Origin of the sequence: Streptomyces sp. NPDC052687, from assembly GCF_040678395.1 — a bacterium.
Taxonomy (GTDB): Bacteria; Actinomycetota; Actinomycetes; order Streptomycetales; family Streptomycetaceae; genus Streptomyces.
Genome location: NZ_JBFATR010000016.1, coordinates 46,571 through 72,708 on the forward strand (window position 1 = coordinate 46,571; position 26,138 = coordinate 72,708).

The 26,138-nt window shown below is 66.6% G+C and carries 23 protein-coding genes, 5 tRNA genes and 1 pseudogene; 4 read left to right on the forward strand and 25 right to left on the reverse strand.

Going from position 1 to position 26,138, the window contains the following annotated elements; all coding sequences use genetic code 11:
* Nucleotides 1–5 precede the first annotated feature (5 nt).
* The 17 genes from AB0K92_RS16150 to AB0K92_RS16230 all read right to left on the reverse strand — a co-directional run bounded on the left by AB0K92_RS16150 (nt 6) and on the right by AB0K92_RS16230 (nt 18,782).
* Nucleotides 6–2,201 (reverse strand): hypothetical protein, encoded by a 2,196-nt coding sequence (locus AB0K92_RS16150; protein ID WP_365923268.1) that lies wholly within the window; start codon nt 2,199–2,201, stop codon nt 6–8.
* A gap of 158 nt (nt 2,202–2,359) precedes the next feature.
* Nucleotides 2,360–7,462: a peptidoglycan DD-metalloendopeptidase family protein gene (locus AB0K92_RS16155; RefSeq protein ID WP_365923270.1), complete on the reverse strand. Its 5,103-nt coding sequence runs from the start codon at nt 7,460–7,462 to the stop codon at nt 2,360–2,362.
* 3 nt (nt 7,463–7,465) lie between these two features.
* Complete coding sequence (locus AB0K92_RS16160) at nt 7,466–7,816, reverse strand: hypothetical protein (RefSeq protein ID WP_365923272.1); 351 nt, start codon at nt 7,814–7,816, stop codon at nt 7,466–7,468.
* 59 nt (nt 7,817–7,875) lie between these two features.
* Nucleotides 7,876–8,199, reverse strand: coding sequence for a hypothetical protein (locus tag AB0K92_RS16165; RefSeq protein WP_365923274.1), 324 nt, complete (start codon nt 8,197–8,199; stop codon nt 7,876–7,878).
* A 120-nt stretch (nt 8,200–8,319) separates the two neighbouring features.
* Nucleotides 8,320–8,910, reverse strand: coding sequence for a phage tail protein (locus tag AB0K92_RS16170; RefSeq protein WP_365923276.1), 591 nt, complete (start codon nt 8,908–8,910; stop codon nt 8,320–8,322).
* Between the two features lie 413 nt (nt 8,911–9,323).
* Nucleotides 9,324–9,686, reverse strand: a complete 363-nt coding sequence (locus AB0K92_RS16175; protein WP_365923278.1) for a hypothetical protein — start codon at nt 9,684–9,686, stop codon at nt 9,324–9,326.
* Complete coding sequence (locus AB0K92_RS16180; RefSeq protein ID WP_365923280.1) at nt 9,686–10,042, reverse strand: hypothetical protein; 357 nt, start codon at nt 10,040–10,042, stop codon at nt 9,686–9,688. Before AB0K92_RS16180 ends, AB0K92_RS16175 begins: the two co-directional genes overlap by 1 nt.
* Entirely contained in the window at nt 10,039–10,419 is a 381-nt protein-coding gene (locus tag AB0K92_RS16185; RefSeq protein WP_365923282.1) for a hypothetical protein, read from the reverse strand. Before AB0K92_RS16185 ends, AB0K92_RS16180 begins: the two co-directional genes overlap by 4 nt.
* Before the next feature lie 234 nt (nt 10,420–10,653).
* Nucleotides 10,654–11,682 (reverse strand): major capsid protein, encoded by a 1,029-nt coding sequence (locus AB0K92_RS16190; protein WP_365923284.1) that lies wholly within the window; start codon nt 11,680–11,682, stop codon nt 10,654–10,656.
* A 10-nt stretch (nt 11,683–11,692) separates the two neighbouring features.
* A complete protein-coding gene (locus tag AB0K92_RS16195; RefSeq protein WP_365923286.1) occupies nt 11,693–12,091 on the reverse strand; it encodes a head decoration protein in 399 nt (132 codons plus the stop codon).
* A 23-nt stretch (nt 12,092–12,114) separates the two neighbouring features.
* The gene (locus AB0K92_RS16200; RefSeq protein WP_365923288.1) at nt 12,115–12,756 is read right to left on the reverse strand and encodes a hypothetical protein; all 642 of its coding nucleotides are present in this window, start codon (nt 12,754–12,756) and stop codon (nt 12,115–12,117) included.
* 42 nt (nt 12,757–12,798) lie between these two features.
* A complete protein-coding gene (locus AB0K92_RS16205; RefSeq protein ID WP_365923290.1) occupies nt 12,799–13,491 on the reverse strand; it encodes a hypothetical protein in 693 nt (230 codons plus the stop codon).
* A gap of 97 nt (nt 13,492–13,588) precedes the next feature.
* A complete protein-coding gene (locus AB0K92_RS16210; RefSeq protein ID WP_365923292.1) occupies nt 13,589–15,115 on the reverse strand; it encodes a phage portal protein in 1,527 nt (508 codons plus the stop codon).
* A gap of 13 nt (nt 15,116–15,128) precedes the next feature.
* Nucleotides 15,129–16,838 (reverse strand): terminase, encoded by a 1,710-nt coding sequence (locus AB0K92_RS16215; protein WP_365923294.1) that lies wholly within the window; start codon nt 16,836–16,838, stop codon nt 15,129–15,131.
* A gap of 8 nt (nt 16,839–16,846) precedes the next feature.
* Complete coding sequence (locus AB0K92_RS16220; RefSeq protein WP_365923296.1) at nt 16,847–17,293, reverse strand: hypothetical protein; 447 nt, start codon at nt 17,291–17,293, stop codon at nt 16,847–16,849.
* Between the two features lie 329 nt (nt 17,294–17,622).
* Nucleotides 17,623–18,255: a bifunctional DNA primase/polymerase gene (locus AB0K92_RS16225; RefSeq protein ID WP_365923298.1), complete on the reverse strand. Its 633-nt coding sequence runs from the start codon at nt 18,253–18,255 to the stop codon at nt 17,623–17,625.
* 275 nt (nt 18,256–18,530) lie between these two features.
* On the reverse strand, nt 18,531–18,782 hold the full coding sequence (locus AB0K92_RS16230; protein WP_365923300.1) for a hypothetical protein: 252 nt from the start codon (nt 18,780–18,782) through the stop codon (nt 18,531–18,533).
* Nucleotides 18,783–18,827: 45 nt separating this feature from the next.
* Here AB0K92_RS16230 and AB0K92_RS16235 point away from each other — a divergent pair, with 45 nt between their 5' ends.
* A complete protein-coding gene (locus AB0K92_RS16235) occupies nt 18,828–19,067 on the forward strand; it encodes a hypothetical protein (protein ID WP_365923302.1) in 240 nt (79 codons plus the stop codon).
* On the opposite strand, the gene AB0K92_RS16240 is transcribed toward AB0K92_RS16235, so the two are convergent.
* Nucleotides 19,064–19,369 carry an HNH endonuclease gene (locus AB0K92_RS16240; RefSeq protein WP_365923304.1) on the reverse strand — a complete coding sequence of 102 codons (306 nt, stop codon included), beginning with the start codon at nt 19,367–19,369 and terminating at the stop codon, nt 19,064–19,066. The two genes, AB0K92_RS16235 and AB0K92_RS16240, sit on opposite strands and share 4 nt — an antisense overlap.
* 84 nt (nt 19,370–19,453) lie before the next feature.
* Here AB0K92_RS16240 and AB0K92_RS16245 point away from each other — a divergent pair, with 84 nt between their 5' ends.
* On the forward strand, nt 19,454–20,083 hold the full coding sequence (locus AB0K92_RS16245) for a DUF4352 domain-containing protein (RefSeq protein ID WP_365923306.1): 630 nt from the start codon (nt 19,454–19,456) through the stop codon (nt 20,081–20,083).
* Between the two features lie 434 nt (nt 20,084–20,517).
* Here AB0K92_RS16245 and AB0K92_RS16250 read toward each other — a convergent pair whose 3' ends face one another.
* The 3 genes from AB0K92_RS16250 to AB0K92_RS16260 form a co-directional block, all read right to left on the reverse strand.
* Nucleotides 20,518–20,844 carry a hypothetical protein gene (locus tag AB0K92_RS16250; protein ID WP_365923308.1) on the reverse strand — a complete coding sequence of 109 codons (327 nt, stop codon included), beginning with the start codon at nt 20,842–20,844 and terminating at the stop codon, nt 20,518–20,520.
* A 94-nt stretch (nt 20,845–20,938) separates the two neighbouring features.
* Nucleotides 20,939–21,010: transfer RNA gene (locus AB0K92_RS16255), tRNA-Pro, on the reverse strand.
* Between the two features lie 181 nt (nt 21,011–21,191).
* Nucleotides 21,192–21,264, reverse strand: a tRNA-Thr gene (locus AB0K92_RS16260).
* A 61-nt stretch (nt 21,265–21,325) separates the two neighbouring features.
* Here AB0K92_RS16260 and AB0K92_RS16265 point away from each other — a divergent pair.
* The gene (locus AB0K92_RS16265) at nt 21,326–21,736 is read left to right on the forward strand and encodes a GntR family transcriptional regulator (protein ID WP_365923310.1); all 411 of its coding nucleotides are present in this window, start codon (nt 21,326–21,328) and stop codon (nt 21,734–21,736) included.
* A gap of 1 nt (nt 21,737) precedes the next feature.
* Here AB0K92_RS16265 and AB0K92_RS16270 read toward each other — a convergent pair.
* The 4 genes from AB0K92_RS16270 to AB0K92_RS16285 all read right to left on the reverse strand — a co-directional run bounded on the left by AB0K92_RS16270 (nt 21,738) and on the right by AB0K92_RS16285 (nt 25,026).
* Nucleotides 21,738–21,810 (reverse strand) — tRNA-Thr (locus AB0K92_RS16270).
* Between the two features lie 256 nt (nt 21,811–22,066).
* Nucleotides 22,067–22,140: transfer RNA gene (locus AB0K92_RS16275), tRNA-Arg, on the reverse strand.
* 113 nt (nt 22,141–22,253) lie between these two features.
* Nucleotides 22,254–22,326: transfer RNA gene (locus AB0K92_RS16280), tRNA-Met, on the reverse strand.
* 1,203 nt (nt 22,327–23,529) lie between these two features.
* Entirely contained in the window at nt 23,530–25,026 is a 1,497-nt protein-coding gene (locus tag AB0K92_RS16285; protein WP_365923312.1) for a recombinase family protein, read from the reverse strand.
* Between the two features lie 43 nt (nt 25,027–25,069).
* Between AB0K92_RS16285 and AB0K92_RS16290 the strand changes: the two are divergent.
* A pseudogene (locus AB0K92_RS16290) lies at nt 25,070–26,017 on the forward strand (Rv2578c family radical SAM protein); the annotation flags it as partial.
* Nucleotides 26,018–26,138: the final 121 nt, after the last annotated feature.

The following is a 26,138-nucleotide window of genomic DNA, read 5'->3' on the forward strand; positions in this document are numbered from 1 at the left end:
GTGCCTCACGCTCCCGTGTAGATGTCGAGCCAGGTCGAGGCGTCGGACAGGACGTCGGCCCACGTGTCTCCCGCATCCCTGACCGTCTGCCAGGTGCGGTCAGCGCTGCCGGTGACGCCGCCGATCGGACGGTCGACCTCCGTCAGAGGCAAGGTCCACGTGCGGTCGTGGAACTCCGCGTACTCGACAACGGGCGCGCTGCTGACGTCGCCGACCTGGACGTACATGTCCTCCTCGCCCCACCCGGGGGGCCATTGGAGGAGGAGCGTGCTGCCTGCGTCGAGCACCCACCACAGCGCTCGCCGGTCCGCGTCCGTCTCCGTGACGATGGTGAGGTCTCCGGTTCGTCCTCCGCGCACGTCGGAGATGACGACGGGGAGGCGTCGGCCCCGAACCTGCGTCACGCCCTGGCGGGCCGCGCGCTGCCATGTCGGCATGGGGGTGGCCACGGTGACCTTGACGGATCGCTGCGGGAGCCCCGGGTCCTTCAGCCAGACGGACGTTTCCTCGGCTTCGAGCGTGACAGGGTCTGACGTGTAGCTGAGCTTCAGCACGCCTGCCGTGTCGTAGAGAGCCGCCCGCCACTGCACCGGAGTTCCTAGCGGCGCCTCGTAATCCGCCGCTACCGCGACGTCACTACCGATGGGCTGGCCGATCAGGTCGCCGGCGTAGCCGCGAACCGGAGCCGTCGCCCTGCCCGCGATGATGCGGAGCAGCGACCACTTATACGTGGGTCCGCCCGTCGTCAGTCCGCGGACGGTGAGCGCGACCCCTCCGCCGCCTGCGGGGTCCGCCTTGACCGTGAGGCCGCCCTCAGCGAACTCGACACGGTCGAGGTACCACACCTCACCGGCTGGAGCGTCGGGGACGATGACACTGACCCGTGCGGTTACGGCACCGTCGGGCGCTAGGTCGCCCATGCGTCCGACGAGCCAGGAGCCGGGGTTCCCGCCCCACGATTGCCACCGTGTGCGGATCGCTTCGCCGGCGGCGTTCAGCCACTCAATGCGGGTCTGATAGATGCGACTGGCGGGCTTGTAGACGCACGGGCCGAACTGGTAGCCGAGACTCGCGGTCACCTTGCCTGTCGGCACTGTCGCCGTGGCGACAAGGTCCCCGCCGGAGGCCACCAGCTTCAAGGCGTATGCGCCGCCTAGGACTTGCTCCGTGGTCTGCGTCCCCGTCCCGCCCGTCACTGTCCAGCCTGACGCATCCTGCTCGATGTCGCTGGTGTTGTACGGCAGGAGGTTGCCCGGCACCATGAGGGCGCTCGTCGGCATCAGGACCGCGCGGTCGTAGGCCCACCCCTGGCTGGCGGCCGTGGCCGTCGGAGCAAGGACCACACGTGCCGTCGCTGCGCCGGGAGGTGCCACTCCAGCAACGACGCACCGTGTCCACTGACCCGTAGGGAGCGTGCGGCTCGCGGAGGCAGCGCTGATCGTCGTCCCGGCCCCGTCGAGCCACACGAGCCGGATCTCCTGCGCCAGGCCGGCGGTTCCCGGGGTGACCTGTGCGTAGGCGGTGTACTCGGTGCCCGGCGTCACGGGCGTCGCCTGGACCGTCTGTACCTGCCCCTGCCCCGCGGCGCTGGAGGTGTAGAGGAGGGACTGATACCACCCGGAGGCGCTGGTGGAGATCCCGAGCGTGCCGCCAGTGGCGGACCACCCGGAGGTGTCGATCTCCATCGATTCGGTGTTGAAGGGCAGCAGGTTGGCGACGACGCGGGACGCCGACGTCAGCCCTAGGAAGTGCCGGTCAGAGAACCAAGTCTGATTGCTCGCGGTTGGCGTCACCCGCATGACGATGGACGCTGTCGCCGCATTCGCCGGCGCCGTACCGATCGCTGCTACCTGCCGCCACGTCACCGTTGCAGGCGTGACCACCGGACCCGTCGACGAGCTGATCAGCGTCCCGCCAGACGTGTACCACCGGATTTCCATCCGAGTCTGCACCCCGGCTGCCGCCGGCCACAGACTGGCACACGCCCAGTATTCCGCGTTGGGAGTCACGGCTACTCGGGTAGCGAGCCCGATGTGTGTCTCCTGCCCTGCCGTCGGGGAGACGAATTGCAGGCAGTGAGTTCCCAGAGTCCCGCCGCCCGCACGCGTCAGGCCGGAGGAGTTCTGGAGACCCGTCCACGCGGAGGCGTCAGTCTCGACGCTCTCCGCGTTCTCGGGCAGCAGGTTTCCTGCGATGGCCACCGTCTATCACCCTCCGCCCGGGGCGGGATAGGTGGGTCCGTCGATGATCGGGCTACCGTCCTCCGACGGGGGCGTTGTTGGCGGGGGCTCCGGTGTCGGGACAACGATCTCCGGTTCGTAGTCGGTGATCGGAGGAACAATCTCCGGCTCGTCAGGCATTAAGGCCACCTTCCGTTGTTGAGTGCGGTAGCGGCGTCGGAGTCGTAGACGTCGATCTCCGTACGCACGATGTCGGTCAGCTCCCGGTCGCCGACGAAGACCCGGACGTCCGCCTGAAGCGTGGCCGCCCCGCCGCTCTTCGCGGCGCGGATGTCGGACCACTGGCCGTCAGTGAAGACGGGCTCCGGGCGCCCCGTGCCGTTCGCTACGAGGTTCAGACCGGGCTCCAGGTAGCCGCCGTCGTCGTACCAATGCGGGCTGCGGCTGAGCCACTTCTGATACGCAGCGGCCGGCGACCCGTAGTCGGGGCGGTTCTTGATGTACGACAGGCCCCATCGGATCTGCGTGGCCGGGTTCGTCCGCCAGTCGGGGCCCGCGGACGCCATCTTCGACGCCGGGAGTGACTGCGGGATGCCGTAGGCGCCGGACGACGGGTTCTCCGCGTTCCAGCGCCATCCGCTCTCGCCCTCCCACAGCTTTTCGAGCGGCGGGAACTGACTCGGCCCCCAGCCGAACTGACCCAAGATCGACTTCGCGTAGGCCTTCGCGGACGCCGGACTCTTCGCCCCCAGCGGCCCCCCACCCATCATGTACGGCATGGGGTCCACGGCACGGCCGTTGACCCGCGCCTCCAGGTGGAGGTGTGGTCCGGTGACGTTGCCCGTCGCGCCCACACGGCCGATCGTCTGCCCGCGGGCCACGTGCTGGCCTGCGTCGACGAGGATCTTCGACAGGTGGGCGTAGAGGGAGGCGAGGCCGCCCCCGTGGCCGATTAGGACGTGATTACCGTATGGCCCCGTCGTCCCCGTCCTCGTCACGGATCCGTCCGCCACAGCGTGCACCGGAGTGCCCGCGGGTGCGGGGAAGTCCAGGCCCGTGTGGTGCCCGGAGGCCCACATCGAGCCGGCCACGCCGAAGCGAGTGCCGAACGGCGCGTCGACGGGCTTCTGCCAGAGGCCGAAGTCACCGCCGGCGAACATGGAGGAGGCCGCATTGACGATCTTGTCCTTCAGACCCGTCGCCATCTTCCCGGGGAAGCGGCCGATGACCCTGCCCCACTCCGCCGCGCTTCGAACTCCGTCAGAGACTCGGCCAAGGATTGGCCGCATAAGGCCGTCCCAGACCTTCGACGGATTCGTCAGAATGTCGGCGCCGGTCTTCACCCAGTCGATGCCCTTACCGACGACGTCAGAGACCGTGTCCTTCGTCCAGTCCCACGCATCCGTGATGCCGCCGAGAATGCCGCCGGATTCGAGGAGCTGAGTTCCGGCCTGGCGGTGCAGGGAGAGTGCTCGGCTCCTGTACTTGGGATCCGTCGGAATGACGTACTCGGGATAGCGCGGATTGCCCTCACCGACGATCGCCGTCGGCTTGTTGGTCTTCATGGGCTTGGCGACAGACCAGCCGTCGCCGACGGTACCGCCCTGCGCGAGGAGCTTAGGAGCGTCGGGCAGCTTACCCAGTCCGACGAAACTTGCTACGCGATCCCAGACGGCCTTGATCCCGTTGGTGTAGACCCACTTGATTACGAAGTTAACGGGACCCTTTGTGATCTTTTTTATCTGGTCCCAGGCTTCGCCGATGGCGTCCTTCGCGTCCTCAAATGCGTCGCCGACGAGGCCCACAGCCTCCTTGATCGCCTTGAAGGCTGGCTTCAGACCCTTGTCGTAGAGCCAATCCGTCTTATCGGAAATCCAGTTGAATGCAGGCTTTACACCCTTGTCGTAGAGCCAGACGAACTTGTCGCCGACCCACTTCACTCCGTCCCAGATGAATCCGAGCGTCGGCGCAAGGGCTACGTTCCAAAGCCAGCCAGCCTTTTTGGCTATCCAGTCGGCAGACGGTTTGATGGCGTGGTCGTAGAGCCAGACGAACTTGTCGCCGACCCATTTGATGGCGTCCCAGACAGTCCGGAAGAACGGCGCAAGGATGTAGTCCCAGGCCCACGTGACCAACCCGGTAATGAGATCCCACGTCGGCTTGAAGCAGTCCTCCCACAGCCACATCACGATAAGTCCGACGCCCTGTATGGCCAGCCACAATGGGGTGATGACTACCGTCAGAATGATCGCGACGGCGTACCTCATGGCTAGCTCGATGCCCTTCCAGGCAGGCACTATTGCTTCCTGCCAGAGCCACGTGAACTTGTCGCCCGTCCAGCGAATAGCGTCGCGTATACCGTCGAACGCGGGCTTGATGACCTTCTGCCAGGCCCACTCCGAGGCCCCCTGGATTCCCTCCCAGGTCCCAATGACGATCTCGCGGAACCAGTCGTAGTGGTCCCACGCGTATTTGACCGCTAGAGCGAGTCCGATGAGAGCCATGACGATACGGCCGATAGGGCTCAGCGCCATCGCAAGATTCCAGAGCCGCGTAGCGATCCACAGGCCGTATATGAGCTGGATAGCTCCGGGTGCGTGCTCCGCTACATAGCTGATGGCATCCGCAACATACCCGACGAGTTCTAGGATTACCGTGGAAAACGGCTCCAGCGCTACAGCAAGGTCGTAGATCGCCTGACCGATATCCGAGAATGCCTCTGACACAACCGGCGTTCGCTCAGTCACGTAGTCGAGGAAGTTCTCGAACTCGGGGGATCCGCGAAGCCCGGTTCCCCAGTCGGCGAACCGACCGGTGATCTTCTGCATTCGCCCGGATATGGAATCCATGTGAGGGAAGAAGGCGTCCAGGACGCCTGCCATGCCCTTGAAGACGTTGCCGAAAGCCACGCCCATTCCGACAATGGCCGGCTTCGCGCTCTCCGCAATGCCCTTCTTGAAGCGCTGCCAGAACGGCCGCTTCATGTCCGCGCTCGCACGATCCATGAGTTCGCCGACGGCGTCCGCAGAGTTCTGCACCAGCGGCGTAAGGCCCGGAAGCGAGTTCTTCGCGCCGTCCACTGCTCGCGTGAAGAGCGGGAGGACGTCAGGCTGAAGTTCCTTCGACCACTCCTTGAAGGCGGCCGTCAGCCCCTTCGGGCCTGCGATGGACTCGTAAAGGTCGCGTTGCTCCGGCGTTAGTTTCGCGAGTGCTTCACGATACTCGTCGGTTTTCGTCTTGGCCTTTGCCGTGGTGTCGATCGAGGAGAGCCGGGCGGACTCGACGCCCCGCTCCGCTGTGGCGATGGACTCCGCCGCTTGCGTCTGGGTGACGGCCGCGTTCTCGACAGCGTCGGCTAGGTTGCGCTGTGCGTCGGCGACGGACTGAGCCGCCTCGACCTGAGTGCGCGCTGCGTCCTTCTGTGCGTCGGTCAGCGCCTCGGCCTGGTCACGCACGTTCCGCTGTGCATCGGCGACGGCCTCAGTGGCGCGCTTGACGTTCTCGTTGCCGTTGACGCCGGCCGCATGCGCAGCCTTCGCCTCTTCCTGGAGGCGCTTGTATTCGGTTGCCTGGTCCTTCTGGCTCTGGAGGGCCTGGTCATAGGCAAGCTGTGCTCGCTCGCGCTGAAGGTCCGTAGCCGTCGGGTCCGCGAGGGTCTGTTGCAGCTCCTCGTAGGCCTCCTGGACGCGGAGCGCGGCCTCCCGCTCGTCGAGGGCTCCGGAGGCAAGCCGGCTCTCCAGATCCTCCAGTTGCTGCGCAGCGTCCCGGCGTGCCTGCGTGAGGGCTTCCTCCGCCTGGAGTGACTGGCGCTTGGCGTCGGCAAGTGACTGCTCTGCGTCCTCGACACGCTCCGCGGCCTGCTCGCGCTGCTCCATGGCACGGGCCGCAGCCTGGCCAAGAGCACGCTCCGCGTCCTCGACCTGGCGGTTGGCCTGAGCGATGGAGCGGGCGGCGTTGCGGTGCGCAGACGAGAGGGCCTGCTGAGCGCCGGCCATCTGGAGGGCGCTCTGAGCGGCACGGACGGTGGCGGCAGCGCTGTTGTCCGTCGCCCGCGCCGCCTCCTTCTCCGCAGCGCTCTTGGCCTGGATGACGGAGGTAACGCCCTTGATCGCCGGAATGGCAGCCAGGGCCAGTGCGCCGACGCCGGCGGCAGCAACGAACGCCGCAGAGGCAATGGCGCCGATACCGGCGGCAGCGATGGGGATAACTGGGAGGACTGCAACGGCACCCAGGGACACAGACAGCTGGAAAAGCGCTGCCTGGGCCTGTGCCGTGTTGGCGTGGACGCGAATCCGGACGTCGTCGCGGTCCAAGTCATTGACCTGATGCTGTACAGCAGCGAGCCGAGCCTCCGCGGCTGCTGCGTCGGCCCGAACATCCACGGTCGGGGTGCGCCCGCGAAGCCGGTCGATCATCAAGTTCAGATTCGTGATCGCGACCCGGGCACGGCCTGTGTCGACGTCCACCTGTGCACGCTGCGCGGAGAGAAGGCGAAGCTTCGCTTGAATTTCGTTGATCTGCGCCAGCGCGTCCTCAGCACTGATGTCAATGCCGACCTTCAGATCCCGCATGGCAGTTAGACGAGCGCGCAGAGAAGCGATCTCTCGTTGGGCCGGGGATGTGTCCGCGTCGATATTGATGTTGGGGAGACTTGCCTCCGCCTCCCGAACAGCCGCACGAATCCTGGCGCCGAGAGCGCCGTCAGTCTCGATACGGATGCGCGTAGGGTCCGCAGTAGCGGCGTCGATCTCCTCGCGGAAGGCAGCGAGAGCCGCCCGCGCAGCAGCCGTATCAACGCGCACTGCTACGTTCGGATGTGCGGCACCCAGTCGACGGAGTTCCGCCTCCAGCTCCTCGACGTGTGCGCGGGCGGTAGCCGCGTCAACGTCGATACCGATGCGCTTGGCGGACAGCTGCTCCAGCTTCGCCCGGATGCGGGCAAGTTCCGCGTCAACGCCCGTGTCACTCAGCTTGACGTCGAGCTTGGGCATGGAGCGGAATGCCTGCTCCAGCTTGCCGCGCAGGGACCGCGCAAAGGCGCCACCAGCGTTGTTACCCTGCCGGGTGGCGGCGACACGAGCAGCCTGCCCACCCTGGTTGATGGCGTCGGGAATGGCAACGGTGATGTTGCGGGAGATCGCGTCTCCCATCTTGCGGCCGGCTTCCTCCCCCACCTTGTCCGCGATGGGCAGGACGATTGCCTTCAACTGTTGGTGGAAGTTGGGGGCGATCGGGACGACGTCGACCGCTGCCGTCCCGACAATGTCCAGGTTGGCGGCCATGCGCTACGCCTCCTTCGGCTGGTTCCTCAGCCGCGGATCAAGGGCGCGGCGCTGCTCGACTGTGAGTGCTCTGCGCGACTTCTGCGCGCTCTTCGGCGGGATGCCGGGGCGTGGTGTCGGGGTGAACTCCCCAGGCTTGCCGCCGTTGACGGCGATGAGTGCCAGACGCACGAGGCGCACCTCGTCCTTCACGGCCGCTAGCAGCGTCTCTGTGCCGCTCCACGGCGCCAGGTCGGGCCGTCCCTCCCCCGCCTTCTCCAACTCCTCCGGCGGGATGCTGTTCCGGATCGCCGTCTTCGTCGCCGACTCCGGCGGCAGATGCTCGATGAGCACTCGCAACCGCCGGATCGACAAGCGTCCTCGGTAGACGTCGAGGAGGTCTACGCCCTGGTAGAAGCGGAGGAGGTCTGCCTCTAGCGCTTCCGCGTGCTCCGCGAGGATCGCGGCTGTGCGGAGCGCTTTCCCACCGGCTCGCCGGCGGACTCCGTCGCCTCAGCGGTGAAGGTGTTGATCTCGTCGAAGGTCGCGTCCGCCTCGATGAAGGCGTCCACGTCGTCCGGGTGGAGGGCCCCCTCCGCCCAGGTGTCGTAGTCGCCCAGGCGCAGCGCTCGCAGATACGACGGCCGCCACTGGCCGATGGTCTTCACGCGAAGCGGCTTGTCTCCGAGGTTCGCGGTGACGTAGCCCTCCGTCGCCTCGATCTCTTGGGCCTTCGCGGGGGTGGTGGTCTCAGACATGCGCGGGTCTCCTTCTGCCGGGCGTCGACGCCTGGCGCTGATCGGTGTGGTGCTGCGCGGGTCGTTGTGGAACTGGAGCGGGACCCCGGACCCGCGCAGATACGGGGCCCCGCTAGTCATTTATGGAGCGGCAGGGAAGAAGCCGGAAACGTCGACGTCGCCGTAGTCGATGCTCCGCGTCACGGCCGCCGCACTGGCGCCCTTGTAGAAGCGGAAGGTCATCTGAACTGGCATGACGTCCTCGGTCTGAGGCTGCTCGTCGCCCCGCTCCACAACCTTGCCGTTCGGCATGTAGAGCCGAATTCGCTTGTCACCGTCGATGGTGTCGGCGAGGAAGGCGTATCGAAGGTCGTTTGGCTTGTCCGGGAACGCGTAGCTTGCGATACCGTCGGTCGGCTGGAGAGCCGTCACCGGGACGTTGTCGTACAGCGCCCGGACGAGAGGGTTCAGACCCTCCAGGAAGGTGACCTGAAGCGACTTCGTCGACCGGGTCATCAGGGTTCGGATCGGCTCCAGAGAGCCGGCAGCGTTGACGTCCTGGCTCTCCTCCTCGACCTTGAAAAGACCGCCTTCGGTCGTCACCCACCCGAGGCACTGCCAGGCGGCAGCGGGATCGGCGAACCCGGTCGGGCTGGCCGTGTTCACGGCCGCCATGTGGATCAGCCAGTCGGTGGCGCCAAAAGTCAAGTCGGCATTGCGGGTATCCGCCATGAGCCCTCCAGGGCATGCGAGAGACCCGCGCGACGGCGGGTCGAATGATCAGGGGTTACGCGGCCCGGAAGGACACGGTGTACGCGGCGCCGCGACGGTGAATCGCCTCGTTCGCCCACGGCCGCCGGGACGGGCCGGAGTCGCAGCGGACACCGCGGATGACAGCGCCGTTCACAGCTCCGCGGAGGGCGATCAGGGCGTCACGGAGGTCGTTGGCCAGGGAGCGTGCCTCATCGGCCGTGGCGGCGAAGACGTCGGCATACACCCGTGGGTGACCGCTGAACTGGCCGTCTGCCCCACCCCCACGCTCTATACGGATGTAAGGGAGCTTCGCCTCCAGGTCCGCCGGCGTAGAGGCTCCGGCTCGAACTCCGGTCACCGCCTCCGCCCACGGGTTGAGGACCGCTTCAATGTCAGGCACCGTGGGCCGCCTTCACTGCGTCCATGGCCCGCTGAAGCACCGCGTACCGCGGGACTCGTCCGTCACCGTGCTCCACGCGCCAGGCGTGCGGAGCGGTGTTGATCAAGCGCGCTCCGGCGCGCATCTTTGGCTTGCCGCGGAATGGGACGTTCTTGTAGATCGGGACAACGTCGAAGGAGCGCGCATAGAGGCCCGGGTGCCGGTCCTCCTCCGGGTCTCCCACTGGCGATGTCGCCTCCGCCACGGTCTTCATCTCGACAGCCGCGTCCCTGCACTTGCGCTGGATCCCGGGCTTGGTGAAGAGGTTGCCGATGCCGGTGTACCGGCCGGTGTACTTACTGCGAAACGTCGCCATCAGCCGGTCACCTCCTTCAAAGCGGCCTCGACGTGGGCGAGGGATGTAGCGGGGAGCACGTTCGGCCGTCCTACTACCTGCCAGCGTTCGCCGTTGGTCCGGACGATCACGTCAGCGGGGCGGACGTCGGTACCGAGAGGGGCGAAGAGGACCCGACGCGTCTCGACGATCGCCGACGCGTCGTGCGTCTCCGTCGAGCTGCCTACCGTCACGCCGTAAGGCGGCATGATGGCGCAGTAGTCGACGGAGGTCCGCACGGGTGGCCCGGGGATCTCGGATCCCGTGGAGTCGCGGACAGGCGGCCCCGGGCGCTCGATCTCGATCGTCTCGTTGAAGAGCTGCGCGAAGAGACTCACAGCGCCCTCCAGACCCTCGTGGGCTGGCAGGCGTCCTCCGGCGCGATGTCCAGCGACGAGGCACCGGACGCCATGCCGACGGACCGGCGAAGGCGCCGGCGTTCGTCGTCGGACAGCATCACGCCAGTTTCGGAGTCTGCGTATGTCTGGAGCATGCCGCCCGCCTGCTCCGACCGAAGTCCGCCGGGGTTAGTCAGGATGCGAGCCGCCACGGCGAGAGCGACGCTCTTTACGCCCCGCTGGGGCGGATTCGCCAACCGGTCCCCGACCTCACCAAGGAAGGCGTCCTCCGTGAGGTCGTGGGCGAGCGTGCACTCATCATCGGTCAGCGGACGCCTAAGCAATGTGCGCAGCTCAGTCGCGCTGAACAGTGCCACTTCCGGCCGCCTTCCGTCGAGGCGCGGCGCGCTTTGCGGGCGCTGGCTTGGCGGGCTCCTCCGTGAGACGACTTACGGAGGGAGGCTCCGTCCACGCCTTCGGATTCGTGATCAGTTCCGCAGCCCACGTCGGGACATCATCCGCGGGGCCGAACACGTGGGCCGCGCCCTTGTCGTCCGTCACGTGGACGTAGCCGTTAAGGGTTGCCATGCGTAAGTGACTCGCGTTCTGGGTCAGGCGTTCAGGACGTCAGCGACGAAGGTCAGGTCCGGGGCGCCGACCACCGGGAGGACGATCGACGTCGCGCGGGTCCACACGGTCTGTGGGTCCTCCGACTTGTAGCCGCCGACAGCCACGCCGGCAGCGTCGCCCTGGAGACCGTAGCGGGGGTCGTTCGCCTCGACGGGAACGCCCCACAGGGTCTTACCCAGCGCGTCCCCCTGCGCAGGCAGGAACGCAATCTTGTCCTCCGGCGTCACCCGGGTCGCGGTGCCGTCGACGGAGACCTTGGCGTCGTAGATCGTGACCGGCGGGATGTCGAAGTCGCCAAGGATGTTGTTCAGGTCGTCGCGCGTCAGGACGGTCGGGGCCGTCGAGGCGCCACGGTAGGCGAGTTCGCGGATCTGCTTGTTCCGTCGCAGGAAGTTGTACGCCTTGCGGGACATCAGCGTGACCGCCGGAAGGTCGCCGTTCGTGTCGTTGTAGACGTCGAGCCACGACATGAAGTAGTCGTAAGCGAGGCTGTTCTCCGTGTCGTTCCAGGCGATTGCCGCCGTGACGGAGTGGCCGGCCTTACGCCCGAAGTCGACGGAGGCCGACACCCGGTTCTCGTTGATCGTCACGGAGCCGTTGAAGATCGCGTCACCGCGAGCGAGTTCCACACGAGCCGCGATGGCGTTGACGAGCTTGATGGAGTCGGCCTCCATCGCGTCGCGAATCTCCGCGGCCTGCGTGTCGACGTTCCGCATGCGGATCTGCTCGTACTCACCGACGGGCATCTTCCGTGAGATGGGCGGCAGTTCGCCGCTCACACGCGCGGCACCCGCACGGGTACCGATGTCCGACTCAGCATCGTACGCGCGGTACACGGCCGCCTCGACGAGGCCACCGCCACCCCGGTTGAACCGGTAGGTCAGGTCGTTGATGGTGTCGTTGGGAAGCCAACGGTTGAGCGAGAACTGATTCTCTTCGCGGTCCCGGAGCGCGGCGCGGGCGTAACCCGTCAGCTCCGCGGGAGTCGCGTACTCAGTGAAGAGCTGCATGCTCTACCTCTCAGACGAAGATGATGCGGCCGGCGACGTCCGCCTTGCCGTTGGCGTCGACAGCACCGAGCGGGAGCTTCGCCTCGCGGATGAAGCAGTGAAGGAGCATCGAGCCCACAACCTTCGTCGACGCGACGCCGCGCGCGTTGACGTCCTGCGCGGTGAAGAGGAAGCCCACGAGGGTCTGACGGCCGTCGGTCGCGGCGTCGTCGTAAGGCCCGTAGAGGCTGGTCGCGGTGACCTTGCCGAGGGGGATGCCGCTCTTGATGTAGCCGTCCGGGTAGTGAGTGCCGGCGGTGAACTTGGAGACGTCGAGCGTCACAGAGACAGGGGCGTCGGTACCGTGCTGGGACCCCAGCCAGTTCCGCTTGTCCTGCGTGAAGCTCTCAGTCTTGAGGCTGAGGTCCATACGGATCCCTCCGTGTTAGGTGGTTATTTGCCGTGCTTCTGCGCGTAGCGCTCAGCTCCTGCGCTCACGGACTTGGTCGCGCCGACGTCCGATCCGCGAGCGCCGCCAGAGCGCGGGGGCGGCGTGGCGCCGCCGGTAACGGCGGGCGCACCGAACAGCGCCTTCAGGGCGTCGGCGTCAGCCTCCAGCTCCTCCTTCGTGGAGCCCTGGAGCCGGGAGGCCTGCGCGGGAGTCAGGCCCTTGTCGAAGGCGATCTCCAACAGGAGTGCCTTACGCGTTGCGGCCTCCGCTTCGGCCTTCGCCGTCGCAGCCGCAGCCTCAGCAGCCGCCTTCTCCGCCTGAACGCGCTCCGCCTCGGACATCTCCGCGGCCTTGCGCTGGTTCAGCTCCGCCTCAGCTGCACGCAGACGCTCCAGCTCCGCAGCGTCGGGGGCGGAGTTCGCCCGCTGCTCGTGCTTGCGAGCGTGGTGCCTCCAGTAGGCCACCTGATGCTCCGCCGACATATCGGCGACGGGAGTCGCGTCGGGGTAGCCGTGTTCGTTGACCTTTGGAGCGCCACCACCCCCGCCACCGCCGGCTCCCGGGTCGTCCTCGAAGAGGTTCCAGGGCTGCGCGGAGAACGTAAGGAGCGCGGCGTTACGGCGTGCGAAAGTGCGTCGAGGCATGCTGAAGTACCCCTGTCGGGTGTCGTCGGCCCATGTCGGGCGTCAGGTCGGAAGGTTGATGTCGTCAGGGCCGGTGAACCGCTGCCCTGCGAAACCGAGCACGGGACCAATCTCTCCGTGCTCGTGGGAGACGATGATCTTGCGGTAGTCGACCGCTCGGCCTCCACGGTCAAAGGTGCCCAGCGCCTCTTCCACGAGGTCATGGATCCGCTCTAGGCGCTCCTCGTCGATGATCTGGCCCGGGTCGTAGTCGGCTGTGACGGTCTTGACGAGGCAGTCACATCCGGGGTGGATCGGCGCCAGGTCACGCTTGTGGTAGCGCTGGGTGGAGGCGATCATGCACAGCGCACAGTCGTACTCTCCTTGCAGCTCACGGACGGTGTACGTGAAGCGGGGCATGTCGGCCGACACCTCGCGCACCGTGTGCGTGCGGGCGAGTTGCAAGTCAGTCTTGACGAGGGTTTCAAGGCGGTGTGCGCCCCGGTTGACTGCCTCGTCGAGAGACACATCGTCAGCTAGTGCCGCGCGGAGTTCCTTGAAGGGGCGCTCATAGACGTCCGCCGGATCCACGCCGCGGAGGGAGCGGCCCGTCACGGCGTCGAGGTCGACGGACACGCGATGTGTCTCGTCGGCCTCCCCTCGGTAGAGCTGTTCCAGGTAGGACGCTGTGAGCGTCGCTATCTGCCGCTCGCCGGCGAGAATGATGGGGAGCGCCTGGCGCTGGAATCGGCGCACGTCCGCGTCACGCCAGGAACCGAGCCCCAGGAAGGACCAACTAGTCCGTCCCAGGACGCTCGCCCACACGCTGCGGACCGCGGAGCCGTAACGGAGGTCAAGCCGCGATAGCGCCATCGTCCTCTTCCTCGCGTCCGATCACGGGGCGTTGATCGCGTCGTGCGCGCGCCTCGTCCAGCGATGTCGGGACTGGGGCCGCCGCATCGGTCGCCGTCTGCGCGTTTAGGGCGTCTGCCGCGCGGTCGATCTCCATGCGAGCGATCTGCGCCGGGGTGTAGCCCATGTCCTCCATGCGCTGACGCCACGGGACGCCGGCGGTCGACTTCTTCACAGCAGCGTCGGCAAGCTCCGCGATGCTGCGAGACTCCGGGTCACGCCATAGGGTCTCCGCGGTGTACGCCGTGGCCTTCGCCTCGTCGCCCAGGACGCGGAACGCCAACCTCATGGTCTGCTCCCACGACTCGCCGAAGCTGCGCTGGCGGTCCCTGACCTTGCTGATAAGGCCTGTCTCTGCGGCCTTCAGGGCGTCACCGGAGACGTTGACGACGGCCCCGATCAGGTAGTGCGGCGGAGTGCGGGAGATGGCTGCCAGATCCTGAACAGCAGCCTGAACAGCCGCAACGTACGGCTTCAGGTCCGTGGCCGCGAACTCGCCGAACTTGACGTCGGGATCGTCCGTTGTCCACAAGCGCCTGATATCGAGCTGGAAGGGTTCAATCGGCTTGCCGGTGACCGGGTCCTCTCCGACCTCTAGGCCCGCGGCCCAGCGCTGACGGAAGGCGCCGTACTTCATCGCGGCCAGGAGGTTGATCAGGCTCAGGTTGATCCGGTTCTGAATGCTCAGAACGTCCTCATGTTCGGCGAAGCCGGTGAGCCGACGGTTCCGGCGGTTGATGAAGGGGACGAGCGGGACCGTGCCCAACTCATTGGGGCGGGAGCCGTCGTCGGAGTCGGGCAGGACGAGCGCATCCCAGCCGCGGAGTTCGGCGGCGTTACCCGCGAACTCAATGAGATCGCTCTCCGATACGAAGTCGAAGATCCGCTCCGGAGTCCAAAGAGTGGCCCGGGTGTGCCCGGTCCAGTCGTCCCTCCAGAGCTTCAGACCCGCGGCGAGCTTCCGCCGGCTCCCCTGCTCGTGCTCCACGGCCACCTGGCGGGGCGTCTCGTGCGTGATGACCGGACGCCCGTCCTCGCCACGCTCGACGAGGGCGAAAGCTCGTCGCTGGGAGAGAGCGCCATAGTGAATGAGGTCTGCATCCGCGTCGAGGCTGTTCTCCTGCCAAACGCGGTTCGCCTCGCTGTCGGCCTTGCGGGCGTCTTCGCTGTCGTCGTCCGGGTCGCCGAAGCGGAAGCCGTCGACGTGCATACGCTCTGCGGGGCTGTCGAGGACCAGCGCAGTCCAGTTCGTGCGCGCGTCCTTCATCCACTCGCGGGCCTCCCGCGGGTCGACGCCCAGGACGTGCGGGACCGGCGGCCGGCCTTCGGCGTAGTCCCGGAGGGTGTCGAGTCCCGGGATCCTCTCGCCGCTGGCGTCGGTGTTGTCCTCTCGCTCGTCGAGGAGCTTTTTACCGAGGCGCTGGAGCCACCATCCGGGAGACTCGACTACCGATGCATCGATAGGCACTTATGGACCTCCCTCAGAAGGCGACTAGGCGACCGGACTTCTTCTTACGTTTGGTGATGCCTGCGGCCACGGCGTCGGCGCGGCATTCGTAGGCTAGGACGGCGCCCATGGCGGCGTCGATCTTCTTCGGGGACTTCGGATGTTCCTTGCCGATGCCCATGTGGTTGCGGCCCATCGGCCGGCGCTTCGCGTTCAGCACGTGACGGGTGAGCGTGGCGCCGAGTTTGGACCATTCCGACTCGTCGTCGTCAGCCTTGTCGGTGCCAGCGAAACTCAGTGCCTTATCGTCGACGGCCTCTACGAATCGGTCGAGTGCATGCTCCATGGCTGTGGGTCGGTTGGTCCACCACTCCAACGGTCGCGCCTGCGTGGCGCTGATCTGGAGCTGATCGGCGTATTCCGATGTCCACTTGTCTACGTAGTCCTGCCAGTGCGGTGGGTCGCAGTAGAAACCACAGACCTCGTATCGGTCGAAGGCGCGAGCGACGCAGTTGTCTACCGCCTCGCGGTCGACCTGCCAGCCGTCGCCTTCGGCGCCTTCGGGCTTTTCCCAGACCCCGAGGAGCTGGAGATGACCATCGGACACCCGGCAGGCTGTGAGCGCCGTGGCGTCGTCGCGGATGGACCCGTCGAAGCCGAGAGTGACGAGGTCGCCGGGCTGGAGCTGTTCCGGCCGGCGGCAGATCTCCCACGCGTCGGGCTCCATCCACGCATCGGAGGAGGAGGTCCGGGAGTTGAGGAAGTACCGCTTGCCGTCCGCGGAGTCGTTACGCAGGTCGTAGAAATCGTCGACCAGCGTTTCGAGGTCCATCCACTCCATCGCGTCGCCGTACGCATCGACGAGAGCCGCGCGGAGTTCGTCCTCGTCTTTCAGGTTCTTGCAGACGCCGTAACGGTGGTCGTAGAGGAGTCGCGCGCGACCACGCTTCTTCTTTCCCTCACGAATCGCTTCGGCTTCCTCGTAGGTGCGCTCAGCGACGGAGTCTTGCCCCGGGGCGAACATCGTGGTTGTTTCGAGGTACCACGTCCCGGCGCCCTTCTTCCGCTTGCGGAGGTTACGGGTAACCGTCGCGTACATGCGGCGAAGTTCCGGGGTGTTGTACAAGTGGGTTTCGTCGAAACAGACCCACGTTTCCTTGCCGCCGTCTTTCGAGGAGCTGGAGGCGGTCGACGGTGTGATTTCTCCACCGTCAGGAAGGTTGATCTTTGTCAATCCCGGGTCAACGCCCGGGATTTGCGACAGGGGCGACGCCTCGTCGGTCAGGTTGAAATGGATGGTGTCGAATACGTTTCCGGTCTGGCCTTCCTCCGTCGCCATGATGCGGAGGTAGGGGACGCGCACCGGACGGCCCATCGGCTCACCGGGCTCGTAGACGTACTCGAAGCCCAGCCCCCACGGGTCGCGGTAGACCTCCCCGCCCTCAGCCCAGCCGTCGAAGCGGCAAGGGCCGAAGGCTTCGAAGAGGCCGATGCGGGCGCCTAGGCCCGACTTGTCGCAGCCTTTCGGGCGGGAGAAGAACGCGGAGTCATAGAGCATCTTGCCGGCGTCGTCGACCGCGTAGCAGTCGACCACGAACCCGGTGTACTCGTCACCGTGGCGTACCGGCTCGCCCTGGACGTCGCCAGGACCGTGTACGACCATGAATTCCATCCATGCGACCGCCATCCACCCGAGCGAGCGGGAGCGATCGTGACCGGGGGCGCGCACGGTGACGTGCGGCACGCGGTCTCCTAGCCTGTGAGACGCGCTCTGCGCGAGTTGATGTCCGAGACGTTGTCCGGGCGCTGTGCGGGCGTCTGGCGGGCTCCTGTGGGCTCGTCGACCCTCAGCTTCAAGCGCGCTCGGTCCTCGGGCGTAGCGCCGAACTTGGCGGAGCGCATCCGGACTTCAGACAGGAATTCCCACTTGCCCTTAGTCCACGCTGTGTGGTGCATCAGCGCAGCGTCGAGGAGGAACGCCCAGTCGGTGTCGAGGAAGGTGGCCGCCATCGGCGACGTGCGCCAGGTCTGCCACCAGTTGACGGTCATGGGGTGCCACTCCTCGTCGCCTGGGAGGACGCCCTCTGGCAACTCCGGTCCGCGGAGTGCGCCGTCGTTGACGATGACGGTCTCCGGGTCGGTGGCGTTGCGCCGACGGCGCTTCGATGGATCCTTCGGCGCGGGTCCGCGGCCAGCCATGCGCAACTCCCTTCAGATGCATTGATGATCACTGAGTGCCGGTTGACCGGCATGGACTATGCCCTAGTAGTCAGAATGGGCTATGCCCTCGTAGCCCAAGACGGTGATGGTAGGCCGTACCGGCTATGGCCTACACGGGCCATACCTTGCTAGCCTGAACTAGCCGCATGTTGCGGTCAGTTCGGACTAGCCCCAGGGGGATCGGGGATGACGGATGGGAACCGTTGAATGGGTCGCCGTGGCCTTGGGCGGCGTCTCCGGCTTCGTCGCTGTCGTCGCGTACACGCTTGATCAGGTACCCGCACTCAGTCGCAGGCTGGTAAGCGCAATCAGGTCCGTGCGGGAAGTCCGGACGGAGCTGCGATCAGGTCGGAAATGACAGTCGATACATCCGCGAGAATCGACGGGGCGTTGCCATGCCGGCGCCCCGTCATTGCGATGTACCGGCCGGTCCCATAGATCTCTACCGCCGTGCCGTCGGGGCGTCGGATGCGTCGTCCCTGTCGGACGTCAGCACGGCCCCAGATGTGCAGTCCATCGCCGGACGGGGACACCTCTACGTAGGTGGCGCCCGCGTCGCGGAGGATGGCTGCGGCCCACGGGGCAAGTCGCCCAGTGAGCGGGTTCAAGCAGTGGTCCAGGTCGATGCAGACCACGTCGTCGACGTCGGAGAGGACGAAACCCAGTCCGACGCCCGCCACGGACTCCGCGGCGTTCTTGTAGGTGCTCCAGGTGCGAGGGTCGGTGCTTGACGCGGCCCTGCCGGTCGTCGTCAGCGGCCTCTTGTCGCCGGCCCGACGTACCCACCTGTCGCGGGACGTCAGCTCCAGCGGAATCACCCGCTTCTTCGCCGCACGGTGTGCAGCGACGCGGCACCGGGTGGAGCACGTCCGAGCGTCCGCGCGAGCGGTGATCGGCATGTCGCCTCCGCAGTGCGCGCACAGTCGCTCGGTCTTCATCATGGCTCCATTGTAGATGCGGCGTGTAACACTTACAAGCCTCTGACCTGCGGAGTTCATACCCGTCAGGACAGGCGGCGAGTAACACTTACGGCCTAGGTCGACACTCAGATGCCCCCAGGAAGCCCTGTGCGGCCGTCTCGCGGCCTCTCAGCCGGCGACCCGTAGCCGTTACGTTTTGGATCCCCAGACCCGTACAGACCGCGACGCCCAGCACCTGTACGGTCTTCCAATTTCAAGATCGGGGATCACCCCCCTGGGTGATCATGGTCCGGGGGCTATTCGATCTTGGCTGCGAAGCCGGCGCGCGACGCGCGACGCTCTCCGTCGGCCAACTCGCCGCGGATCTCCAGGCGGCTGGGGACGAGCGTGAGGGTGATCGTCGTGCAGTGTCCGTCTTGACCGACGTCGATCTTCGGCGCCTTCGCGAGTCGACCAACGTCAACGCCATCAACGAGCACTCGCGTCACGCTAACGCCGCTCTCGCCCGTGTCGTCTGCCTCCTCCAGCACCACATGGGCACCGCTCATAGAGACACACCTCCATGATCATGGGCGCGTCCGTAGACTCTGGACATGCCGAACTGGGAACCCGATCAGTGGTTCATGCGCGCTGATGGCAAAGGATTCATCCTGGCCCATCAGAACGAGGGCAGCCTCACGGCCTGGTCCATCATGGAATCCTCACAGGACAACCCCACTGACGTTGTGCTGCATCCTCTCGGGCTCGACGAGGACGAGGCACGTCAAGCATGGGCACAGCTCAGGGAGTGCGCTCTAGCAATGGGGCCGCTGACGGACGACTCCGCTACCTAGTCATCCAACGCAGGATGTGGCGGCTTGGGTCGGTCCATACGCACGCGCGTAAGGGCCGCTGCTTGGCCGCCTTCCTGCGCGCTCTTCCTGGCGTGGCACCACCCGCACAGTGCCCGCAGGTTCGCCATGCTGTGGTCGTCCCCGGGGACTATGTGGTCCACGTCTGTGGCCACTGCTCCACAGAGCCGGCCATCAGAGAAGCGGGCCTGACAGACGCCCTTGTCCCTGCGCAGGACACGGCGCCTGATGAGCGCCCAGTTCTTCGGAAGACGTGATCTGCGCGTGCTCCCTTCCCACACCATTGCGTCTCCTCGTCCCGCGCCTGTGCTTTACGCTGATTGCTCCGTGTGGCCAGGGAGGGCCACTGAGTCATGGGGGGATGCGCTGTGCGCACCTACATTCGCCGCGCCGTAATGCCGGCCGCTGTCCTGTCCGCCGTCCTGTTGACGGGGTGTTCGTCGGAGCCGGACAAGGACCGACCCGCTCCGGCGCTCTCCGCGTCAGTCGATTCGCCCGCGGAGGAGCCTTCACAGGAGCCGCTTGAAACGGCGGCGTCCTCCGCCCCTGCGCCCGTCGTGAAGGTCGGCGAAACGGCGAAGTGGGATGTCGTCGAGACCGACGAGTACGGAGAGAACCCGAAGGTGACGACTCAGATGTCCGTCAGCGTCGAGAGCGCCCGCTACGTGACGCCGGCGGAGGTCGACACGACCAATGAGCCGGAGCACGGTCAGTACGTCGAGCTGAAGCTCACGCTGAAGAACGTCGGCAAGGCACCCGCGGAGATCATGACGTACGGGATGATGCGGTGGGAGGACCAGCAGACAGCCGCGCAGGACGCGACGACGCTTGAAGGCGTCGGTGAGGGTCCGGAGCTGGACACGACCTACAAGCCGGGGCAGTCCGTCACCGGCACGCTCATCCTCGACGTCGCCCGCAAGGGCGGGACCGTCGGCTACTACGGGACCGAAGACCCGAGCGGTGAGCCGGCGTTCGTGGTGGAGCTGCCAGCTAGCTAATCAGGCCCAGGTCGATCAGGCTCGCGGCGTTGCGCTCGTACCACGAGTAGTCAACGTCGTCCGCCCAGTCGCGACGCCAGTCCGCACGCTCCCGAAGCCGCATGACCTTCGCTGTGTGCTTCGGACGGGGTGTGTGCGTCCGTCGGCACCTCGGGGAGCATCCTGTACCTGCGAAGCCTGCGGCGCCCAGCATGTGCGCCATGCACCCTCCTGAACGTCGTCAACCCCGCTCGCGGGAACTCTCCTCCGCGGCGGGGTTGGTCTGCTAGCGTTTTCCTCGTGCTCCCCGCCGTAGCGGGGGTGAACCAGATGCACACGACGACATGTCGTCGACTTCCCCGCCGTAGCGGGGGTGTTCCTGCTGACTGCTTGCAATCGTCCCCGCGCAAGCGGGGTACGAAAGGCCCCGGGGGGTAGACGGGGCCTTTCTCATTTCAGATCCGGACCGGCGTGAGCTTCAGCTCCGCATGGTCGACGTCGATGAGCAGCTTCCCGCCGTACTCGTTGATGTCGAACGGGCCGAAGAGCTGCTTCTGTCCCACTGCCAGTGTCTCCGCCCGCGGAGTGACGGCCAGGCCGTCGACCGTGCGGGAGATCCGGAACGTCACCGTGCGGGGCACCGTCACGCCCGTGTTCTCGACGATCACGCCGGTCTGACCGTCGTTGTCGACGTAGTGGTTGTTGACCGGGTCACCAGTCGTCGCAGTGAGCGTGACGCCGGCGCGAGTCGCCTGAATGACTGGGATGTTTACGCGTGGCATGTGGCCTCCGGATTGTTGAGGGGTCCGGCAGGCCGCGCCGTCTGCTCTGCCTCCGGCGGAGCCCTGTGACCGGTCTGTCCGGTCGCCGGATGAGTCGGGACGGTGCGGGTCGAACGCACGATCTCCCGCTCCCAAAGCGGGTGCCTTACCTCTTGGCCACGTCCCGGCATAGGATGTTTGCGTGGATATCAGCGACGAGGAGTTCGAAGCCCTACTGTCGGCATCCTCCCTCGGCACACCTGAAGCTCAGCGCTTGATTGCTCAGGTGCCTCCGGAGGTGGCCCGGCGCCTCCACGAAGCCGTCAAGGCAAACGCGGCTCGTAGAGCTGCCGAAGCGGAGTAACTTGAGCCCCCGGCGCGACTCGAACGCGCGACTCCCGTCTTACGAGGACGGCGCTCTACCGACTGAGCTACGGAGACCCGTCAGGGTCTTTGATAAGGCAGGACCCGACGTCCCGGAGACTGCCGTTACGCTCATCCCATGGCCAGTGGTGACCACGGAACCAAATACGCGCGCATCGCCGACGACCTGCGCAAGGAGATCGTCGAGGGTCAGCTCGCGGAAGGGGCTGAGGTGCCCGGAGAGAATGCGCTCATGAAGCGCTACGGCGTCGCACGGATGACCGCGCGCCGCGCTCTCTCTGTCCTCCGTGAGCAAGGACTCGTCGACGTCCGGCGCGGGAAGGGAACCTTCGTCCGCGCCCGCCATGAGCCGCGGGCGATGTTGAAGGGATCCGTCGAAGTCCCGCGCGAACTCCTGGAGGAGTTGCGGAAACGTCACGGGCTGGCAGAGGGAGATATCGGCCGCGTCCTCCCGAAGGTGGAGCTGAAGCTCGTCGAGGCCGGTGACGCTGGCACGTGGGCCGTCGAGTACCGGGTACCGCTGGACTGAGAGCCCCCGGCGCGAGTCGAACGCGCGACTTCCCGCTTACAACGCGGGTGCTCCGGCCACTGAGCTACGGGGGCAGAACGGCAGGGGCCGGGCCGATCAGCGCCCGGTGGGAACTCTCTCGCGAGCAGAGAGGCCCTGTCGCCTCGTCCCTGGCCGTGGAATCGAACCACGCTAGCCGTTCCCGGCGCAGGCTTTACAGGCCCGATTGCGTCCCAGCGCTCCAGGGTTGTGCTGCCCGGGTCCCGCCGTCGGACAGCGTGGCTCCCCGCTCTCGCGGATCGTGGCCACCTCTGGGCGCGCGCTGCGCAGTCGCGCACGGGACGCCCCCTGTGGACCCGGGAGGACTCGAACCTCCGACACCCGCATCCGTAGTGCGGTGCTCTGTCCAACTGAGCTACGGGACCTCGTCCGGACCGTTAGGCCCGGGTGTCGGCCGTCGCGCCACGGTGGCAGCACCGAAGCCACGTCCTCTGTCCGCGGCAAGTAGCCCCGTTCCCGGCGCCTCGCGGTACAGCAGTGCCAAGCGATGGATTCGAACCACCGACCTCCGGCGTATGAAACCGGCGCTCTACCGACTGAGCTAGCTAGGCGTGTGACGAGCCGGCGGACCAAACGGACATGCCGCCATCCCCGTTGTTCCGGCTCGTCTGAGGTTACGCCGGGCATCCCGCAGGAGAGCTGACGATAGCCGCGGGGCCGGCGGAAGTTCGGCGTGCTGAGTGCGTCAGAGACTCAGCCGCCCGGCGTCCTCCTCACCGTCGTGAATGGGGCCGGAGTCGAACCGACCTGCGCGGATCATCGGGCACGCGGCCCTACCTTTTCGCCACCATGGTCAAGGGGAATCGAACCCCACACCGTTGCCAGACGGACGCCCGAATCGAACGGGCAAACGCTCGCCACTCCATCCATGCGGGCCGCCTGCGTCTCCGCGCGCACCCTCCCCGTCGTCCGTCCCCTGGACGTCGACGGGAAACCTACTGCGACCGCCGGTCGCTACTGCTTCTGCTCCATGCGGAGCGCCGGATCCGGCCCTCTTGGTCCCCTGGCCGTCGCTTGCCGGTCAGGTACCGCTCAGGTGTCGGCCGAATGGCCTGTTGCCGGTACCGCTGAAGCGCGTGACCCGGGCACCACCCGGCGATGATGCCGGGCTCGGGGCACTGCGGGTCGTTGCATGACGGTCTGATCACGTCGTCCATGAAGCCTCCCAAGTCGCTCGGGACGCTCGCGGTCCCACACATTCGTTATGGGGGAAACCGCAGACGATGTGACGTCGAGGACGGCCGGGCGCTCAACCACGCTGCAACGTGGGAGGAGAAAGCCACGGAGCGCGGGAGCGACGCCGGCCGTCGAGGAGGGGAGCGGGCCGCACGCTACACGCTACGGCCGCCACGTCCTCCCCTCCTACTATGGTTATGGGGTTCGCGTGACGCGCAGATGATCTTGGTAGCGTCCTCCGGCAGGGGGTGCGCAAACTGCCAAACTAACCCCCCTTTTCAGGTCGACCCTTAACACGTTAAGAGGGACTTGAAAACACTAGTTAGTTTGACACTTTGGCTAGAGAAATGACCTAAGTAGCCACTATGCGTGACCTCTTGGCGTCACTCGTGACTCTCTGGAGTTATCCACAGGCGCCCTGTGGATGAGAGGACGCCGCTCGACGTCGGCGAGGAACCCCGCAGGCGGTCGACGAGGACGCGGAGAACCCGGAGGTGCGGCTCCGGGACCCGCGTCACTGTTACCGATCCGTTATGAAGTGGCTAGCCGCGGAGCGCTCGATGCCTCGGCATCTGGCGTCAGTCCTCGTACTGCTCTTGCTCCGCCCACCGGTAGGACAGCCGATCCGGATCGAACCCCTTCGGCCCCCTGCGCCCCGGACCGACGACCAACTCCTCAAAGGCGTCGGCGAGCAGGTCCCGGCGGTCGTCGACCATAGCGCTCTCCCAGTACTCCGCCATTGTCTGCCCGGTAGGCACCATCTCCGTCCGCCTGCCGGTATCCATGCCGGACAACTCCTGTTGCCGTGCCTGGAGTCGCTGGAGCCTGGCAAACGTCGCGGCGTCCGCTGCCGTGGCCAGGTCCGCCAGAGCATCCTTAATCTCTTCCTCAATCATGGCGAGTTCTTCCAGCCCGGAAACGATCGTCTTCTCCTTATACATGGGCATGTGCCCAACGGTGCCTAGATAAAGGCCGACGATGTAATCCTCAATGGGACCCGCGGTAACCGTGACGGGCTTTTCGCACACACCTCCCTGACTCCGGGTGTTGCAGCGATACATGATTTTGGGCGGCCTATCAGGGGCCTTTTCCTTGCCGTCGCGCGTTCGAGCTGCGGCGTGGTGGACGATCAGGTCACCCAAGCAGGAATGACACGTCAGAAGTCCCGAAAGCACCCGGGCGGGGTGTCCTCCGCCTTTCGGTGCTGTTCCGTTCGGGGCGAGCCTGGAGCGCAGCGCCGACACCTGGCTTACCGTGAGAACGGCGGGGAAAGGGGCGAGGATTTCACCCTCCTCGTCGCGCAGCAAACGCCCGTTCTGGGTGACGCGGCCGAGGATGTGATCCCCCGTAAGTACCTTGCGCAGCGTCACCCGGGACCATGCCTTGGCCCGACGAGGAGCCACGCCCTGGTGGTTCAGGCGGCGGACAACGCGAGTCAGCGGGTCCGGTGGCGTCTTCAGCAGAGCTTCAACAGCTTCGCGAATGGCCTGCGCCTCCTCCGGCTCTATCTCCAGCACCCAGCCCGCTCCGTTGGGGTTGGGGACGGCTCGATAGCCGAAGGGCGGGGTCCCTCCGCCCCACCGGCCGGCACGACGGAGGTTGCGTGCCCGGTTGCGTGAGCGCTGACGGATGCGCTCGCGTTCGGCCCGACCCACCTCTGCCTGGATGACGAAGCGGAACCGGAAGGCATCGCCGTGGGCGCTGTCCAGTCCGTTGCAGTCGATCAGCCTCACGGGCGGGTGAGCGAGCTTCCCGGTCGCCGGGTCCTTGCCCTCCACGACGTCCAGGATGGTCGCTGCGACGTTCAGCCCCTCGCGGGTGAGCCGGTCGGTCACGGGGTTGACCAGGACGTCACAGAAGCCCGTGCGGGCGTCGTTCAGCCAGGCTTGGAATTCGTCCCGGTCGCGACGTCCGCCCGACTTACCATCGTCGATGTGGAGGGCTACCTCCTCCAGTCCTTCGCGGGCACAGAGTGCGCGCATGTCTTCCACCATGCCCTCAAGGGACAGGTTCTCAGCGTCGGCAGCAACGGACAGGCGGGCGTACAGACTTGCCCGCTTGCGGTGGGTCGTCATGCGCCTAGCGTACTGGCTATGATGTGTCTTGGGGAGCAGTTCCGACACCCCGGAGTTCCGCGGGATCACCTTCCACGAGGTGCGGGCCCGCTCGATCCTCAACCGGGTGCCCGGGGCCTCCCGCATGCCGTTCGAGTGGACGGTGAACCCCTACCGCGGGTGCTCGCACGCGTGCGTCTACTGCTTCGCCCGCAAGACGCACAGCTACCTGGACCTCGACACGGGCCTGGGCTTCGACACCCAGATCGTGGTGAAGGTGAACGCCCCCGAGCTGCTGCGCCGCCAGCTCGCCTCACGGCGCTGGCAGGGCGACCACATCGCGATGGGCACCAATGTCGACTGCTACCAGCGCGCGGAGGGCCGCTACCGGCTGATGCCGGGCATCCTCGCCGCCCTGCGCGACCACGCGAACCCCTTCTCGATCCTGACCAAGGGCACCCTGGTCCTGCGGGACCTGGACCTGCTGACGCAGGCCGCGCGGGTGACGGACGTCGGCGTCAACGTCTCGGTCGGCTTCACCGATCCCGCCCTGTGGCGCACCGTGGAGCCCGGCACCCCGGCGCCCGAGCGGCGGCTGGACGTCGTCCGCGTCCTCGGGGAGCACGGGATCGGCTGCGGGGTGCTGATGGCGCCGGTGATCCCGTTCCTGAGCGACGATCCGGCGCAGCTGCGGGCCACCGTGCGGGCCATCGCCGCCGCCGGGGCCACCTCCGTGACACCCCTGGTGCTGCATCTGCGGCCCGGCGCCCGGGAATGGTTCATGGCGTGGCTGGCGCGCGAGCACCCGTACCTGGTGCGCCGCTACGAGCGGCTGTACGCGGACGGCGCCTACGCCCCGAAGTGGTACCAGCGCCGCGTCACCCGCCAGGTCCACGAGCTGGCCCAGGAGTACGGCATCGGTCCCGCGCGGGCGGGGACGGCGCGCCGGATCCGCCAGGCCGAGCCGGCACCGGCGGCCCCTTCGGAACCGACCCAACTCACGCTGCTGTGAGCGCATCGGGGCGCATGTAGCGGCTCGATCGGGTCAATTCTTGCCCCAACATGTTCTTCCGGATGCCGCTGCCGGGACGATCCCGCGAGGGCCGTGATCCTCGCGGTCCGGAAACCTCCGT

Bases quoted from the DNA above. Each gene is read 5' to 3' on its own strand.
- AB0K92_RS16155 (WP_365923270.1), bottom strand. From the start codon at position 7,462: ATGGCCGCCAACCTGGACATTGTCGGGACGGCAGCGGTCGACGTCGTC.
- AB0K92_RS16165 (WP_365923274.1), bottom strand. From the start codon at position 8,199: ATGTCTGAGACCACCACCCCCGCGAAGGCCCAAGAGATCGAGGCGACG.
- AB0K92_RS16170 (WP_365923276.1), bottom strand. From the start codon at position 8,910: ATGGCGGATACCCGCAATGCCGACTTGACTTTTGGCGCCACCGACTGG.
- AB0K92_RS16175 (WP_365923278.1), bottom strand. From the start codon at position 9,686: ATGGCGACGTTTCGCAGTAAGTACACCGGCCGGTACACCGGCATCGGC.
- AB0K92_RS16190 (WP_365923284.1), bottom strand. From the start codon at position 11,682: ATGCAGCTCTTCACTGAGTACGCGACTCCCGCGGAGCTGACGGGTTAC.
- AB0K92_RS16195 (WP_365923286.1), bottom strand. From the start codon at position 12,091: ATGGACCTCAGCCTCAAGACTGAGAGCTTCACGCAGGACAAGCGGAAC.
- AB0K92_RS16200 (WP_365923288.1), bottom strand. From the start codon at position 12,756: ATGCCTCGACGCACTTTCGCACGCCGTAACGCCGCGCTCCTTACGTTC.
- AB0K92_RS16220 (WP_365923296.1), bottom strand. From the start codon at position 17,293: ATGGCTGGCCGCGGACCCGCGCCGAAGGATCCATCGAAGCGCCGTCGG.
- AB0K92_RS16225 (WP_365923298.1), bottom strand. From the start codon at position 18,255: ATGATGAAGACCGAGCGACTGTGCGCGCACTGCGGAGGCGACATGCCG.
- AB0K92_RS16230 (WP_365923300.1), bottom strand. From the start codon at position 18,782: ATGAGCGGTGCCCATGTGGTGCTGGAGGAGGCAGACGACACGGGCGAG.
- AB0K92_RS16235 (WP_365923302.1), top strand. From the start codon at position 18,828: ATGCCGAACTGGGAACCCGATCAGTGGTTCATGCGCGCTGATGGCAAA.
- AB0K92_RS16240 (WP_365923304.1), bottom strand. From the start codon at position 19,369: ATGGTGTGGGAAGGGAGCACGCGCAGATCACGTCTTCCGAAGAACTGG.
- AB0K92_RS16250 (WP_365923308.1), bottom strand. From the start codon at position 20,844: ATGCCACGCGTAAACATCCCAGTCATTCAGGCGACTCGCGCCGGCGTC.
- AB0K92_RS16265 (WP_365923310.1), top strand. From the start codon at position 21,326: ATGGCCAGTGGTGACCACGGAACCAAATACGCGCGCATCGCCGACGAC.
- AB0K92_RS16285 (WP_365923312.1), bottom strand. From the start codon at position 25,026: ATGACGACCCACCGCAAGCGGGCAAGTCTGTACGCCCGCCTGTCCGTT.